The sequence below is a fragment of the Xanthobacter versatilis genome (genome assembly GCF_043193975.1).
GTDB classification, from domain to species: domain Bacteria; phylum Pseudomonadota; class Alphaproteobacteria; order Rhizobiales; family Xanthobacteraceae; genus Xanthobacter; species Xanthobacter autotrophicus_E.
The window spans coordinates 1-14569 of sequence record NZ_JBAFVB010000003.1 but is presented as its reverse complement, the minus strand read 5'-3'; the positions used below and the strand labels follow the sequence as shown (position 1 = coordinate 14569).

Here is a 14569-nt window from a genome sequence, read left to right as displayed (position 1 = left end):
GAACCGCGCCATTATCGGGGATTCGCGGCCGGACGCATCGCCGTCTCTATTTCCTGAAGAAGGCGGCGAATGCAGCCTGCGCTGCCGGCTCCAGACGCAGCGCGTGGAAGTGCTCGGCCTCGGTCGCCAGCGCCTGCGCCACCGGGCCGGCGGTGGCCGTGCGCAGGAGGCGCTTGGTCGTGGCGAGCGAGCGCGGCGGCAGCGCCGCCAGCGCCTGCGCCTTCTCAAGCGCGAGGGCAAGCGCCCCGCCCGCCTTGGTCACGGCATTGACGATGCCGGCCTCCGCCGCCACCTCGGCGCCGAACGCCTCGCCGAGCAGCAGCAGCTCGCTCGCGCGCTTGAGGCCGGCAATGCGCGGCAGCAGGTAGCTCGATGCCCCCTCCGGGCACAGGCCCAGATTCGCGAACGGCAGGCGGAAGCGCGCGCCCGATCCGGCATAGGCGAGATCGAAATGCAGCAGCATGGTGGTGCCGATGCCCACCGCGAACCCCTCGACCGCCGCCACCGCCGGCTTTGGAAAGGCGGTGAGGGCATTCAGGAAGGTGAGGCCGGCGCTCGGCTCCCCCGCATTGGAGGTGTCCTGGAAATCGGCGAGGTCGTTGCCGGCAGTGAAGCAGTTGCCGACCCCGGTCAGCACTACCACCCGCACCGCCTCATCCTCTCCGGCGGCGGCGAAGGCATCGCCCAGCGCGGTGTAGGTGGCGCGATCCAGCGCGTTGCGGCGCTCGGGCCGGGACATGGTGAGAAGGCGCACGCAGGGGTGCGGATCGGTGACGATGAGGCTCTGCGTCATGGCGGCGGCTCCTGATCCCTCTGGCGCTCCCCCGCGATCGGGAGCCGGTGCGGCGGCGACGTTCAGGCGGCGAAGCTGGATGCGGTCGCGGCGAGGCGGGCGCGCGCATCGGCATATTCGCTGGCGAGGCGGGCAACCACCTCGGCCACCGGCGGCGCGTCCGCGATGGTGCCCACGCCCTGCCCCGCGCCCCACACGTCGCGCCACGCCTTCACCTTGCCGGAGCTGAAACTCATGGTGGCTTTGTCGGCGTGGGGCAGGTTGTCCGGGTCGAGGCCCGAGGCGACGACGGACGGCTTGAGATAATTGCCGGGCACGCCGGTGAAGAAGGGCGAATAGAGGATATCGGCGGCCGAGGCGTCGGCGATCATCTCCTTGTAGGGCGGCCCGGCGCGGGATTCCGCGGTGGCGATGAAGCGCGTGCCCATATAGGCGAAGTCCGCGCCCATGGCCTGCGCGGCGAGGATCGCCTCGCCGGTGGTGATGGCGCCGGCGAGGGCAACAGGCCCGTCGTAGAAGCGGCGCACCTCGCCCAGCAGCGCGAACGGGCTCAGCGTGCCGGCATGGCCGCCGGCCCCCGCACACACCAGGATGAGGCCGTCCACACCGGCCTCCAGCGCCTTCTCCGCATGGCGCACGGTGGTGACGTCATGGAAGACGACGCCGCCATACGAGTGGGCCTGCCGCACCACCTCGCCCGGCGCGCGCAGGGAGGTGATGATGAGCGGCACCTCATGGGCGACGCAGGTTTCCATGTCGCGCTCCAACCGGTCATTGGAGGCGTGGACGATCTGGTTCACCGCGAACGGGGCGATGCGCCGCGAGGGATCGGCGGCGCGCGCCGCGGCGAGCTCCGCCTTGATGCGGGTGAGCCAGCCGTCGAGCGTGTCCGGCGCGCGGGCGTTCAGCGCCGGGAAGGCGCCCACCACGCCGGCGAGGCATTCGGCGATGACCAGCTCCGGCCCCGACAGGATGAACATGGGCGAAGCGATCACCGGCAGCGCGAGCGTGCCGCGGAAGGCGGCCGGAAGACGGTCTGACGGCGCGGTCATCGTCCGGCTCCTTCCTTCGCGCCCTCGCGGGCGAAATAGAGATCATGCAGGTGGTCGAGATCGAGGCCCTGCGCTTTCTCGGACAGGATCACCTTGCCCGAGCGCATGAGGTACACGTCGTCCGCCACCGAGAGGGCGATGCGGGTGTTCTGCTCGATGAGGACGATGGTGGTGCCCTCGCCCTTCAGCCGGCGGATGATGTCGAACACCTCGTTGACGATCACCGGGGCGAGGCCCAGCGACGGCTCGTCGATGAGCAGGATGCGGGGCTGCGCCATCAACCCCCGGCCCATGGCGACCATCTGCGCCTCGCCGCCGGAGAGCGAGCCGGCGAGCTGGTGCCGGCGCTCCTTCAGACGCGGGAAGAAGGCGTACATGCGCTCCAGGTTGGCGGAAAGATCGCCCCGGCAGCGCTCGGGATAGGCGCCGAGGCAGAGGTTCTCCTCCACCGACATGTCGCGGAACACGAGGCGCCCTTCCGGCACCATCACCAGCCCCTGAGCGGCGAGGTCCCAGGTCTTCCCCTTCAACGGCGCGCCATCCATCAGGATCTCGCCGCTGTAGGGCAGAAGCCCGGTGAGGGTGCGCAGCAGCGTGGTCTTGCCGGCGCCGTTGGGGCCCACGATGGCGGTGAGCGCGCCGGCGCGGAACGTGAGGTTCACGTCCCACAGCACAGTGATGGCGCCGTAGCCGGAGGAAAGGTTGCGCGTCTCAAGCATGGGCGTTCCCCGTGTAGCTCTCCACCACGGCCGGATTGCTGAACACTTCGGCCGGCGTTCCGTCGGCGAGGAGCTGGCCGAAGTTGAGCACCACCGCCCGCGTGCACAGGCCCGAGATGGTCTCGATGTCGTGCTCGACGATGACGACGGTGAGGCCGAACAGCGCGTGCAGCTCCTTCAGCTTCAGCATGAAGGAGCGCTTCGCGTTGCTCTCTAGGCCGGCCAGCACCTCGTCCAGCAGCAGCAGCTTCGGCTCGGTGGCGAGCGCCTTGGCGATCTCCAGCCGCTTCAGCTCCTGCAGCGCCAGGGCTGTGGCGGCGTCGGCATCGGCCTTGTGGGACAGCTCCATCACCGAGAGGATCTCGTCGATCCGCTTCTCGTCGTACCGCCCGGCGCCGAACACCTGCGCCACCGCCAAATTCTCCCGCACGGTGAGATGGTGCATGGGCTGGGGGATCTGGAAGGTGCGTCCGATGCCCGCCCGCGCCCTTTTGTGCAGCGGCAGGCCTGTGACTTCCCGCCCGTTGAAGCTGATGCGCCCGCGCGCCTTCACGAGGCCGGAGATAGAGTTGAACAGGGTTGTCTTGCCCGCCCCGTTCGGTCCCACGAGGCCGAGGATCTCGCCCTGCGCGATCCGGAACGAGATGCCGGACAATGCGGTGAGGCCGCCGAAGCGGACGGTAACGGCGTCGAGCTCAAGCATGGCCCTTCTCCGCGTTCGAGAGGCTGCGGCCGGCGAGGCGCGGCAGGAAGCGGGCGACGAGGCCGGACAGCCCGTTGGGCGCCAGCAGCACCATGATGGCGAGCACGATGCCGAGCAGGATCTGGTGGCCCACCGGGATCAGGCTTTTCGCGATCACCTGGTCGAACAGATAGATCACCACCGCGCCGAAGATGGGCCCCAGCACGCTGCGGTAGCCGCCGAACACCGCGGCGATGATGGGCATGACGCTCCAGATGCCCGAGAAGGCGTAATCCGGCTCCAGGAAGCCGATGATGTGGGCGTTGAGCGCGCCGAACACCCCGGCGATGAAGGCGGAGAGCAGCAGCATCCAGGTCTTCAGCACGGTGGCGTTGACGCCCACCACGCGGGTGGCGTCCTCGCTGTCGGCGATGGCGCGCAAAGCGGTGCCCACATGGCTGCGCCGGAGCGCCATGTAGACCAGCGCGAACACCACCACGCAGGCGAGCACCAGCACATAGCTGCCCGCCCGGTCCGCGAGATTGAAGCCGAGCACGGTGGGCAGGCCCGGATAACGCTGCAGGCCCGCCGCGCCGCCGGTGAGCCAGTCGAGCTCGGTGGCGAGGATACGGAAGATCTGTGCGTAGGCGAGGATGGCGAGGGCGAAGTACGGCCCGGAGAGCCGCAGCGCCGGCAGCATGGCCAGCGAGAACACCGTGGCGATGAGGCCGCCCAGCGGGATGGCGAGGAGCACCGGCATGCCGAGCTTTCCCGCCAGCAGCGCCGAGCCATAGGCGCCCACCCCGAAGAAGGCGGCGTGGCCGAACGACACCATGCCGCCGAGATTGCCCAGCAGCGCCCACGACAGGGCAAGGCCGGAGAGGATCAGCGCCGAAATCAGCAGGCCCAGCATGTAGGGGCTGGCGCCCGCCACCAGCGGCAGCAGCGCCAGCGCGAGGACGCCCGCGCCGATGAGCGCGCCGCGACCCCGCTGCGATACGGCTGCGGGCGCCGCCTGCGCGGCTGCGTTGGAAGTGACCGGCATGGCTTCGCCTTTCAGCCGCGACGGGCGCGCGCGCCGAACAGGCCGTTCGGCATCAGGAACAGGACGAGCAGGAACAGCACCATGCCGGCGAGCTCCTGCAGGGCGGACGAGGCGAGCGTCACGGTCAGCGCCTCGGTGACGCCGAGCAGCACCGCGCCCAGGAACACGCCCGGAATGGAGCCGACGCCCGCCAGCACGGTGATTATGAAGGCCTTCACTGTCAGCGCATGCCCGGTTGCCGGCTGCACCACGCTCATGGTGTAGAGCGCCACGCCGGCGAACGAAGCGAGCGCCCCAGCCACCAGGAACGACACCGTCTCGATGCGGGTGGGGTTGATGCCCATGAGCTTGGCCGCGCCGCGATTGGAGGAGACGGCGCGCACCGCGCGGCCGTACCAGCTGGACTTCAGCCACCACCACAGCGCGCCCATCAGCACCAGCGAGAGCACGAAGGCGATGATCTCGCTGCGCATGGCGAACAGGTCGCCCAGCGACACCGCATCCTGCAGGAAGGGCGACGCGGTGGTGCGCACGTCGCTGGCGAACACCAGCAGGATGGCGTTGGTGAGGATGATGCCGATGGCGAAGGTGAGGATGAGCGAGTTCAACTCGCGGTGGTCCTTGATGCGGTCCACCAGCAGGAACAGCACGAAGCTCGCCGCCGCCACCACCACCAGCGCGAGCGGGATGGCGAAATAGGGATCGAGCCCCGTCCGCGATTCCACCAGATAGGCCATGTAGGCGGCGAGCAGCACCAGCTCGCCATGGGCGAGGTTGATGATGCGCATGGCGCCGAAAGCGAGGGCGAGGCCGAGGGCCACCAGCGCATAAACGCTGCCGATGAGCACGCCGGAGAACAGCGCCTGCAGGATGAGTTCGGTCATGTCACCTCGGATGGGGCAAGGCGGTCGGGTTCAGGGAACCGGAAGGATGCGGCCCGCAGGCACGAGTGCGCCCTCGGGCCGCTCGCATCAGCCCCGCCTCACCACGGCAGGGCGGGATAGGCGATCTCGCCGGTGGCGGCCGACTTCGGCGACACCAGCACGATCTTGCCGTCGCGGTGCTGGCCCATGGAGAGCGCGAAGTTGGGGTTGTCGCCGGTCTCGTCGAACTGGATGCGGCCGAGCAGGCTGTTGCGGTCGGTCTTGCGCATCTCGGCGGCGAGCCCGCCCTTCTCAAGCGTCCCCGCCTCGGCCGAGCGGACGATGGCCTCGCACAGCGCCATGGTCTCCACGAAGCTCAGGGTGGAGAGATACTCGATCTCTTTATTGTACGACTGCTTGTAAATCTCGGAGAACTTACGCCCCTCCTCGTCCTTCACTTCCACCGGGAACGGCAGGAAGGAGGTGCCGACCACGTTGTTCATCAGGTCGGGGAACTCGGTGTACATCTTCGGAGTGGCGAGGGACCAGGTGCCGACGATCAGCTTCACGTTGGGCTTCAGCACCTTGGCGGCGCGGATGATGCCCACATAGTCGTTCTCGTAGGCCGACATCATGATGATGTCCGGCTTGTCCTGCAACTTGATCTTGTTGATGATCGGCTTGAAATCCGTGATCGCCGGATCGAACTTGTGCACCGTCACCGCGATGCCCTTGGCGGCGAGGTCCTTCTCCAGCCCCTCGGCGAGCAGCGCGGGCGCTTCCTTGGTGGAGGCGATGATGGACACCTTCGCCGGCTTCAGGTCGCCGATGAGGGTGGCGATGCCGCGCTGGTAGCCGGCATTGTTGTTGATGCGGAAGAAGGTCTTTAGCCCGCGCTTGGTCAGCTCGTCGGAGACCGCGCCGGCGGTGATGTACACCTTGCCGAGCTTGTCGGAGGCATCGGACGCCGGGCCGATGATGTTCGAGCCGTAGCCGCCGATGATTGCCACAGCGCCGTCGGAGGCGAGCTTCTCCACCGCAGAGACCGCCTTGGCTGGGGTGCTCTCGTCGTCGATGAGATCCACCTTCACCTGGAACTTCGGTGAGGCGGCGTTGCACATTTTCACCGCCACCTGCATGCCTTCGGTGAAGGCCTGGCCGGAGCGGGCGAGCGAGCCGGTGAGCGGCATATGCGCGCCGATGGTGAAGGTCTTCGGCGCGTCCTGTGCCCCGGCGGCGGCGCCTGCCATGGCGAGGCCGAACGCCAGCGCCACCGACACGATTGTCCTGCCGACCATGTATGTCCTCCCTGAGCGTTTCTTACGCCGGGCGGCCGATCCCATCGGCGCGGCCATCCGGTCGGGCGCAGGCGTGCCGGCTTGCGGACCGGCCGGGGCCGGCCGTCACGCGACCGCCGCTGCGGTGATCTGGCGGGAACGGCCTGCGCGAGACATGTGGCGCCTCCCGCAGCCGGGCCGAGCCCGGACGGCAAAGACCTCCCCTTCCGCGCGGCTTCTCCGCGTTCTGACCCCGTCACGCGACCAGCGCCCGGGGCTCGGGAATGAATGCCATGCCCAGCGGCCGCATGTCAATTATGCAGTCGCCTATTCTGCATAATGGAACATTTTGCCATATCACCTTACCAAAATACCGTTCGCCGCAAAGCACATTCGCTTGACAATCCACGATGAGCAAGGCACGTCTTCCTCGAATTGCAGGCGTTAATTCTGCATTGCAGAACGCAAGGGAGACAACATGGCTCCGGTCCGCACCGAGGTCTCGAACGGCGTCGCCGTCCTCGCCATCGACAATCCGCCCGTCAACGCGCTCGGTGCCGCCGTTCGGAGAGCCATCGCCGAGGGCGTCGCCGCGACCGTGGCAGATCCCGCCGTGAAGGCCATCGTGCTCACCGCCGCAGGCAAGATGTTCGTGGCCGGGGCCGATATCTCCGAGTTCGGCAAGCCGCCCGCCCCCCCCGCCCTGCCCGAGGTACTGGCCGCTATCGAGGACAGCCCCAAGCCGGTGGTCGCCGCCGTGAACGGCATGGCGCTCGGCGGCGGGCTGGAGCTCGCCCTCGCCTGCCATGCGCGGGTGGTGGCGCCCGGCGCGTGGCTCGGCCTGCCCGAGATCAAGCTCGGCATCATTCCCGGCGCCGGCGGAACCCAGCGGCTGCCGCGCCTCATCGGCGCCGCGCCGGCCTTCGCCATGATGGTTTCGGGCGATCCCGTGACGACGCAGAAGGCGCTCAGCCTCGGCCTTGCCGATGCCATCGCAGACGGTGACCTCGTGGCCGCCGCCGCCGATCGCGCGCTCGCTCTCGCGGCAGCGGGCACATGGCCCCGGGCACGGGAGCAGGCCGACAAGCTGACCACCGAGGACCGCGCCGCATTCGAGGCCGCAGCAGCCGAGGCGCAGAAGCGCTCCGCCCGCATCCCCAACGTGCCGGCGCTGATCGATGCGGTGCGTGGCGTCTTCGAGCGCACGTTCGCCGAGGCCCTCGCCGCCGAGCGGGCGCATTTCAAAGCGCTGGTGGCCGACCCGAGCTCCAAGGCCCTACGCCACGTCTTCTTCGCCGAGCGGGAGGCCACGCGCATCCCCGGTATCGGCAAGGAGGTGAAGGCCCGGCCGATCGGCGCTGCGGCGGTCATCGGCGCCGGCACAATGGGTGGCGGCATCGCCATGTGCTTCGCGCAGGCCGGCATCCCCGTCACCCTCACCGAGGTGAAGGCCGAGGCGCTCGACGTGGGCATGGAGCGCATCCGCGCCAATTACGCCACCTCGGTGAAGCGCGGCTCGCTCTCGCAGGAGGCGATGGATGCGCGCATGGCTCTCATCACTCCCAAGGTGGGCCTCGAGGCGGCGGCCGATGCCGACATCGTCGTGGAAGCCGCGTTCGAGGACATGGGCGTGAAGGCCGAGATCTTCCGCACGCTCGATCGGGTGACGAAGCCCGGCACCATCCTCGCCACCAACACCTCCTACCTCGACGTGGACGCCATCGCCGCTACCACCGGCCGGCCGCAGGATGTGGTGGGCCTGCATTTCTTCAGCCCCGCCAACGTGATGCGCCTGCTCGAGGTGGTGCGCGGGGAAAAGACGGCGCCCGACGTGCTGGTGACCGGCCTCGATCTCGGCAGCAAGCTCGGCAAACTGCCGGTGGTGGTGGGCGTGTGCTACGGCTTCGTCGGCAACCGCATTCTGGCCCGCCGCACCGAGGCGGCCGAGCGCCTGCTCCTCGCCGGCGCCCTGCCCCACGAGGTGGATGCGGCTCTGACCGATTTCGGCTTCCGCATGGGTCCGTTCGCCATGGCGGATCTCGCCGGCATCGACATCGGCTGGCGCGCCCGCAAGGCGGCCGGCGACAAGGCGGTGAAGGCCCCGGTGGCGGACGCGCTGGCCGAGCAGGGCCGGTTCGGCCAGAAGACCGGGCGCGGCTTCTATCTCTATCCCGAGGGCGCCCGCGCGGGCGCGCGCGATCCGCAGACCGAGGCGCTGATTGCCGCGCTCTCCGCCGAGCACGGCATCGCCCGCCGCAGCTTCACCACCGAGGAGATCCAGGCGCGCCTGTTCTACCCGATGGTGAACGAGGGCGCGAAGATCCTGGAGGAGGGCATCGCCGCCCGCTCCGGCGACATCGATATCATCTGGCTCAACGGCTACAACTGGCCGTCCTTCACCGGCGGCCCCATGCACTGGGCCGAGGGCGTGGGCCTTGCCCGCATCGTGGCCGGCCTCGAGGAGATGGCCGCCGAGACCGGTGACGACAGCCTGAATCCGGCGGCGCTGATGAAGCGCCTCGCAGCCGGGTCCGGCACGTTCGCGGCAGCGGAGGCGGCGTGATGGTGCAAGGCCACTCCCCTGCGCCGTCTCCCGTGCTGGGTGGCGAAGTGCCGCCCTGGCAGGCGCATTTTCCGAACGTGTGCGACTGGTCCGCGCCGCTGGAGATCACCACCCTTCCGGATCTGCTCGCCGCTGGTGTCGCGGCAGGCGGCGAGCGGCCGGCGTTCGATTTCCGCGATGCCAAGATCAGCTATGACACGCTCCGGCGCGATGTGGAGCGCCTCGCCAGCGGGCTGGCGCAGGACGGGGTGCGGCGCGGCGACAATATCGCCTTGCTGCTGCCCAACACGCCCTGGCACCCCATCGCCTTCTTCGCGCTGACGCGGCTCGGGGCGCGGGTGGTGCACATCAGCGCGCTCGATGCCCGCCGCGAGATCATCCACAAGCTGAAGGCCACCGGCGCAAGCCGCATCATCACGACCAACCTGCCCGGCTTCTTGCCGGGCGCGCTGGAGATGCTGGACACCGGCGTCGTGGACGAGGTGCTGGTGGGCGACGACGCCATGTGGGGCGCCGGTGAAACCGAGCCCCTCCCCCTGCCCGCGCGACCCGGTGTGCGCTCCCTCGCCGCGCTGTTCAGCGATGCCCCGCTCCACGCGCCGATGCCGTCGGTGGACGATATCGCCGTGCTGCAGTTCACCGGCGGCACCACCGGCCTGCCCAAGGCCGCCATGCTCAGCCACGGCAACCTCACCTCGGCGGTGAGCATGTATCGCCTGTGGCGCGACGGCGGCCGCCCGCTGGTGGCCGGCACCGAGAAGGTGGTGGCGGTGCTGCCGCTGTTCCACATCTATGCGCTCACCACCGTGCTGCTGCGCCATGTGCGCGACGGCAACGAGATCCTGCTGCGCCAGCGCTTCGACGTGGAACGGCTGATCTGCGACGTGACCGAGCTGAAGGCCAGCCAGTTCTCCGGCGTGCCCACCATGTGGGTGGCGCTGCTCAACCGGCCGGGGGTGGAGGCGGTGGACTTCTCCCCGCTGAAGTCCTGCGTCTCCGGCGGCGCGCCGCTGCCGTTCGAGGTGCAGGCGCGCATCGAGGCCATCATCGGCACCCAGCTCAACAACGGCTGGGGCATGACCGAAACCGGCCCCGCCGGCTCGCGCGTGCCGTTCCAGGTGCCGCGCCGGCTCGGCCTCATCGGCATTCCGCTGCCGGGCCTTGCCCTGCGGATCGTCGCCATGGACGCGCCCGGCACGGCGCTGCCCCCCGGCGAGGTGGGCGAGATCGCCATCCGCGGCCCCAACGTGTTCAAGGGCTATCTGGGCGACGAGGCCGGCACCGCCGCCGCCTTCCACGACGGCTGGTTCCTCACCGGCGACATGGGCCGCATGGACGAGAGCGGGCTGTTCGAGATCGTTGACCGCCGCAAGAACATGATCATCTCGTCGGGCTTCAACGTCTACCCGGCGACGGTGGAGAGCGCCATCTACGAGCATCCGGCGGTGGAGGAAGTGATCGTCATCGGCGTACCCGATGCCTATCGCGGCCAGTCCGCCAAGGCCTACGTGAAGCTGAAGGCCGTGGCCGAGCCCTTCACCCTCGATGCGCTCACCGACTTCCTCGCCGACCGCCTCGGCCGCCACGAGATGCCCCGCGCGCTGGAATTCCGCGATGAGCTGCCGCGCAGCCCGGTCGGCAAGCTGCTGCCCAAGGTGCTGATGGCGGAAGTCGCCGCTGCCGCTGGCGAAGCCCCTGAAACACACTGAAGATCGGAACGAGGAAGACCCATGGTCGATGCCGTCATCGTCTCCACCGCGCGCACGCCCATCGGCAAGGCGCAGCGCGGCGCGCTCAATATCACCAAGGGCGCCGACATGGCCGCCCACGCGATCCGCCACGCCCTCGCCCGCGGCAAGGTGGACCCCGCCGAGGTGGAGGAGGTGGTGATGGGCTGCGGCTATCCGGAAGGCGCCACGGGCGGCAACGTCGCCCGCCACGGCGCGCTGGTGGCCGGCATTCCGGTGACCGCGACCGGCGTCACCGTCAGCCGCTTCTGCGCCTCGGGGCTGGAGGCGGTGGCCCATGCGGCGCGGCGCATCGCGTTCGACGGCGTGCCGGTTGCGGTGGCCGGCGGGGTGGAATCCATCTCGCTGGTGCAGCCGGTGAACCGCGAGCTGTTCCGCAACGACTGGCTGATGGCGCACAGGCCGGACATCTACGTCACCATGATCGAGACCGGGGACAACGTCGCCCGGCGCTACGGCGTCACCCGGGAGGCGCAGGACGCCTTCTCGCTCGAAAGCCAGCAGCGCACCGCCCGCGCCCAGCAAGCCGGCCTGTTCGACACCGAGATCGTGCCCATCACCGCCGAGAAGGCGGTGACGGACAAGGAGACCGGCGAGACCCGGCACGAGAGCGTCACCCTTTCCCGCGACGAGGGCAACCGCGCCGACACCACGCTGGAGGGCCTCGCCAAGCTGAAGCCGGTACGCGGCGACGACCAGTTCGTCACCGCCGGCAACGCCTCGCAGCTCTCGGACGGCGCCTCCGCCACCGTGCTCATGTCGTCCACCGAGGCGGCGCGGCGGGGGGCCGATGTGCTCGGCATCTTCCGCGGCTATGCCACCGCCGGCTGCGAGCCGGACGAGATGGGCATCGGCCCAGTCTTCGCTGTGCCGCGCCTCCTGGAGCGCAACGGCCTCAAGGTGTCCGACATCGGCCTGTGGGAGCTGAACGAGGCGTTCGCCTCCCAGTCCGTCTACTGCCGCGACACGCTCGGCATCGACCCCGAGATCTGCAACGTCAACGGCGGCGCCATCTCGGTGGGCCATCCGTTCGGCATGAGCGGGGCGCGCCTCGTGGGCCACGCGGTGCTCGAAGGGCGCCGGCGCGGCGTGCGCTATGCGGTCGTCACCATGTGCATCGCCGGCGGCATGGGTGCCGCGGGCCTCATCGAAATCAATCCGGAGGCCTGATCCATGGACCTGCGCTTCACCCCCGAAGAAATGGCCTTCCGCGAGGAGGTCCGCAGCTTCTTCCGCACCGCCATCCCGGCCGAGATCCGCACCAAGGTGTCCGAGGGCCGCAAGCTGGCGCGCGAGGACTACGTGACCTCCCAGCGCCTCCTGAACGACAAGGGCTGGGCCGTGCCCCACTGGCCGGCGGAGCATGGCGGCCAGCCGTGGAGCGCGGTTCAGCGCTACATCTTCATGGAAGAGCTGATGCAGGCGGCGGTGCCGCTTCCGCTGCAGTTCAACTGCTTCATGGTGGGCCCGGTGATCGCCACCTTCGGCAGCGAGGAGCAGAAGCGCCGCTTCCTGCCGCGCATCAAGAGCCTGGAGGACTGGTGGTGCCAGGGCTTCTCCGAGCCCGGCGCCGGCTCCGATCTCGCCTCGCTGAAGACCCGCGCGGTCAAGGACGGCGACCATTACATCGTCGACGGGCAGAAGACCTGGACCACGCTCGGCCAGTATGCCGACTGGATGTTCTGCCTCGTCCGCACCGACCCCGCGGCCAAGAAGCAGGCCGGCATCTCCTTCATCCTCATCGACATGAAGAGCCCAGGCGTCACCGTGCGGCCTATCATCACCATCGACGGCCGGCACGAGGTGAACGAGGTGTTCCTCGACGCAGTGAAGGTACCGGTGGAGAACCTCGTGGGCGAGGAGAACAAGGGCTGGGACTATGCCAAGTTCCTGCTCGCCAACGAGCGCACCGGCATCGCCCGCATCGGCATGTCCAAGGAGCGCATCGCCCGCATCAAGCGCCTCGCCCGCACCACCCCGGCCGGCGCCGGCACCATGTGGGACGACCTCAATTTCCGCTACCGCCTCGCGAGCGTGGAGATCGAGCTGAAGGCGCTGGAGATCACCCAGATGCGCGTGGTGGCGGCGCAGGCGACGCGCGATCCCACCAAGCCCGATCCCGCTTCCTCCATCCTGAAGATCAAGGGCTCCGAGCTGCAGCAGGCCACCACCGAGCTCTTGCTGGAGCTGGCCGGCCCGCAGGCCCTGCCCGCCCTGCGCGACGGCGCCGGCAACAATGATGCCGAAGCCCTGTTCGCCTGGGCCGACGCGGCTGCGCCGGTCTATTTCAACCACCGCAAGGTGTCCATCTACGGCGGATCCAACGAGATCCAGCACAATGTGATCGCCAAGGCGATCCTCGGCCTGTGAGGAGGGCTCCATGGATTTCGACCTGACCGACGAGCAATCGCTCCTCAAGGATACCGTCCAGCGCTGGGCGGCCGACACCTATCCCGGCATCGAGGAATTGGCCGCCGCCCGCGCCGAGCCCCTCGGCTTTCCGAAGACGCGGTGGGCGGAGCTGGCGGAGCTGGGCCTCCTCGGCCTGCCGTTCGCGGAAGAGGACGGCGGCTTCGGCGGCGGTCCGGTGGAAACGCTGGTGGTGATGGAGGCGCTCGGCCGCGCGCTCGCGCCCGAGCCCTATCTCGCCAGCGTCATCCTCGGCGGCGGCACCCTTCGCCTCGCCGGCAGCCCGGCCCAGCGCGCCGCGCTGCTGCCCGGCCTGATGGACGGCACCGCCGGCCTCGCCTTCGCCCATTCCGAGGCGCAAGCGCGCTATGACCTCAACGATGTCGCCACCACCGCCCGCGCCGTGGAGGGCGGCTTCCGCCTTGATGGCCGCAAGAGCGTGGTGCTGAACGCCGATGCCGCCGCGACCCTCGTGGTCAGCGCCCGCACCGCCGGCGACCGGCGCGACGCGGCCGGCATCACCCTGTTCCTGGTGCCAGTGGATGCGGCGGGCGTCAGCCTCATCGCCTATCCCACCCAGGACGGCGGGCGCGCGGCGGACGTGATCCTCTCCGACGTGTTCGTCCCCACCGATGCAGTGCTGGGTCCCGTCGGCGAGGGGCTCGCCATCGTCGAGCGGGTGGTGGAGGGCGCCATCGCCGCCCTGTGCGCCGAGGCGGTGGGCCTGATGGAGGCGCTGCACGAGCTCACCGTGGAGTATCTGAAGACGCGCAAGCAGTTCGGCGTCGCCATCGGCTCGTTCCAGGCGCTGCAGCACCAGGCGGTGGACATGTTCGTCGCGCTGGAGCAGGCTCGCTCCATGGTGCTCTATGCCGCCATGATGGTGGAGGCGGAGGACGCGGCCGAGCGCGCCGTCGCCCTCTCCGCCGCGAAGGTGCAGATCAACCGCGCCGCCCGCTTCGTGGGCCAGACGGCGGTGCAGTTGCACGGCGGCATCGGCATGACCATGGAATATATCGGCGCGCATCACTTCCGCCGCCTCGCCATAATCGAGCTGATGTTCGGCGACACCGCCTATCACCAGCGGCGGGTGACCCTCGCCGGCGGCCTCGTCGGGATAGGTTGAAGCTTCTCCTTGGGTGTAAGAGCGCGGCGGGTTTAGGCGCCCACGCGGTCCACGGGAACAAAGTCAGTGGGGCGTTCGATGATCACTCTGGGAAATTGATATGAGTACGGAGGCCGGACTGCCTGAGCGCGAGGGCATGGATTATGACGTGGTGGTGGAGAAGGGCTCGGAAGTCGGCGCCCACATCCTTTGCGGCGCAGTCGTCGATCCCATCGGCTGTGTTTCGGCATGGAAGATTGCCCCCGTTGTAAGGGGGATCGGCGTGTAATTTTGACCCCCCTCTTGGCTCATA

At 69.1% G+C, this 14569-nt stretch carries 13 protein-coding genes; 6 read left to right on the top strand and 7 right to left on the bottom strand.

Annotated elements, in window-relative coordinates; translation table 11 throughout:
• Positions 1–46 precede the first annotated feature (46 nt).
• From V5F66_RS07465 to V5F66_RS07435, 7 genes are all read right to left on the bottom strand, one after another.
• On the bottom strand, positions 47–793 hold the full coding sequence (locus tag V5F66_RS07465) for an enoyl-CoA hydratase-related protein (RefSeq protein WP_394051751.1): 747 nt from the start codon (positions 791–793) through the stop codon (positions 47–49).
• Between the two features lie 62 nt (positions 794–855).
• On the bottom strand, positions 856–1845 hold the full coding sequence (locus tag V5F66_RS07460) for an NAD(P)H-dependent flavin oxidoreductase (RefSeq protein ID WP_394093570.1): 990 nt from the start codon (positions 1843–1845) through the stop codon (positions 856–858).
• The gene (locus V5F66_RS07455) at positions 1842–2564 is read right to left on the bottom strand and encodes an ABC transporter ATP-binding protein (protein ID WP_394051755.1); all 723 of its coding nucleotides are present in this window, start codon (positions 2562–2564) and stop codon (positions 1842–1844) included. Before V5F66_RS07455 ends, V5F66_RS07460 begins: the two co-directional genes overlap by 4 nt.
• Positions 2557–3267 carry an ABC transporter ATP-binding protein gene (locus V5F66_RS07450; protein WP_394051757.1) on the bottom strand — a complete coding sequence of 237 codons (711 nt, stop codon included), beginning with the start codon at positions 3265–3267 and terminating at the stop codon, positions 2557–2559. The genes V5F66_RS07455 and V5F66_RS07450 overlap by 8 nt, the downstream gene beginning before the upstream one ends.
• The gene (locus V5F66_RS07445) at positions 3260–4291 is read right to left on the bottom strand and encodes a branched-chain amino acid ABC transporter permease (RefSeq protein WP_394051759.1); all 1032 of its coding nucleotides are present in this window, start codon (positions 4289–4291) and stop codon (positions 3260–3262) included. The genes V5F66_RS07450 and V5F66_RS07445 overlap by 8 nt, the downstream gene beginning before the upstream one ends.
• 11 nt (positions 4292–4302) lie before the next feature.
• Entirely contained in the window at positions 4303–5175 is an 873-nt protein-coding gene (locus V5F66_RS07440) for a branched-chain amino acid ABC transporter permease (RefSeq protein ID WP_237355876.1), read from the bottom strand.
• Between the two features lie 98 nt (positions 5176–5273).
• Positions 5274–6452 carry an ABC transporter substrate-binding protein gene (locus V5F66_RS07435; RefSeq protein ID WP_394051761.1) on the bottom strand — a complete coding sequence of 393 codons (1179 nt, stop codon included), beginning with the start codon at positions 6450–6452 and terminating at the stop codon, positions 5274–5276.
• 457 nt (positions 6453–6909) lie between these two features.
• Between V5F66_RS07435 and V5F66_RS07430 the strand changes: the two genes are divergently transcribed.
• The 6 genes from V5F66_RS07430 to V5F66_RS07405 all read left to right on the top strand — a co-directional run bounded on the left by V5F66_RS07430 (position 6910) and on the right by V5F66_RS07405 (position 14545).
• Complete coding sequence (locus tag V5F66_RS07430; RefSeq protein ID WP_394051763.1) at positions 6910–8994, top strand: 3-hydroxyacyl-CoA dehydrogenase NAD-binding domain-containing protein; 2085 nt, start codon at positions 6910–6912, stop codon at positions 8992–8994.
• On the top strand, positions 8994–10703 hold the full coding sequence (locus tag V5F66_RS07425; protein WP_394051765.1) for an AMP-binding protein: 1710 nt from the start codon (positions 8994–8996) through the stop codon (positions 10701–10703). Before V5F66_RS07430 ends, V5F66_RS07425 begins: the two co-directional genes overlap by 1 nt.
• Before the next feature lie 21 nt (positions 10704–10724).
• Positions 10725–11912 carry an acetyl-CoA C-acyltransferase gene (locus V5F66_RS07420; RefSeq protein ID WP_394051767.1) on the top strand — a complete coding sequence of 396 codons (1188 nt, stop codon included), beginning with the start codon at positions 10725–10727 and terminating at the stop codon, positions 11910–11912.
• A gap of 3 nt (positions 11913–11915) precedes the next feature.
• A complete protein-coding gene (locus V5F66_RS07415) occupies positions 11916–13112 on the top strand; it encodes an acyl-CoA dehydrogenase family protein (RefSeq protein ID WP_394051769.1) in 1197 nt (398 codons plus the stop codon).
• Between the two features lie 10 nt (positions 13113–13122).
• A complete protein-coding gene (locus tag V5F66_RS07410) occupies positions 13123–14277 on the top strand; it encodes an acyl-CoA dehydrogenase family protein (RefSeq protein WP_394093569.1) in 1155 nt (384 codons plus the stop codon).
• Between the two features lie 100 nt (positions 14278–14377).
• Entirely contained in the window at positions 14378–14545 is a 168-nt protein-coding gene (locus V5F66_RS07405; protein ID WP_394093759.1) for a hypothetical protein, read from the top strand.
• The last annotated feature ends 24 nt before the right edge of the window (positions 14546–14569 follow it).

What these genes read in the sequence shown, in the direction of transcription:
- V5F66_RS07465 (WP_394051751.1), bottom strand. Translation starts at nt 793, where the DNA reads ATGACGCAGAGCCTCATCGTCACCGATCCGCACCCCTGCGTGCGCCTT.
- V5F66_RS07460 (WP_394093570.1), bottom strand. Translation starts at nt 1,845, where the DNA reads ATGACCGCGCCGTCAGACCGTCTTCCGGCCGCCTTCCGCGGCACGCTC.
- V5F66_RS07455 (WP_394051755.1), bottom strand. Translation starts at nt 2,564, where the DNA reads ATGCTTGAGACGCGCAACCTTTCCTCCGGCTACGGCGCCATCACTGTG.
- V5F66_RS07450 (WP_394051757.1), bottom strand. Translation starts at nt 3,267, where the DNA reads ATGCTTGAGCTCGACGCCGTTACCGTCCGCTTCGGCGGCCTCACCGCA.
- V5F66_RS07445 (WP_394051759.1), bottom strand. Translation starts at nt 4,291, where the DNA reads ATGCCGGTCACTTCCAACGCAGCCGCGCAGGCGGCGCCCGCAGCCGTA.
- V5F66_RS07440 (WP_237355876.1), bottom strand. Translation starts at nt 5,175, where the DNA reads ATGACCGAACTCATCCTGCAGGCGCTGTTCTCCGGCGTGCTCATCGGC.
- V5F66_RS07435 (WP_394051761.1), bottom strand. Translation starts at nt 6,452, where the DNA reads ATGGTCGGCAGGACAATCGTGTCGGTGGCGCTGGCGTTCGGCCTCGCC.
- V5F66_RS07430 (WP_394051763.1), top strand. Translation starts at nt 6,910, where the DNA reads ATGGCTCCGGTCCGCACCGAGGTCTCGAACGGCGTCGCCGTCCTCGCC.
- V5F66_RS07425 (WP_394051765.1), top strand. Translation starts at nt 8,994, where the DNA reads ATGGTGCAAGGCCACTCCCCTGCGCCGTCTCCCGTGCTGGGTGGCGAA.
- V5F66_RS07420 (WP_394051767.1), top strand. Translation starts at nt 10,725, where the DNA reads ATGGTCGATGCCGTCATCGTCTCCACCGCGCGCACGCCCATCGGCAAG.
- V5F66_RS07415 (WP_394051769.1), top strand. Translation starts at nt 11,916, where the DNA reads ATGGACCTGCGCTTCACCCCCGAAGAAATGGCCTTCCGCGAGGAGGTC.
- V5F66_RS07410 (WP_394093569.1), top strand. Translation starts at nt 13,123, where the DNA reads ATGGATTTCGACCTGACCGACGAGCAATCGCTCCTCAAGGATACCGTC.
- V5F66_RS07405 (WP_394093759.1), top strand. Translation starts at nt 14,378, where the DNA reads ATGAGTACGGAGGCCGGACTGCCTGAGCGCGAGGGCATGGATTATGAC.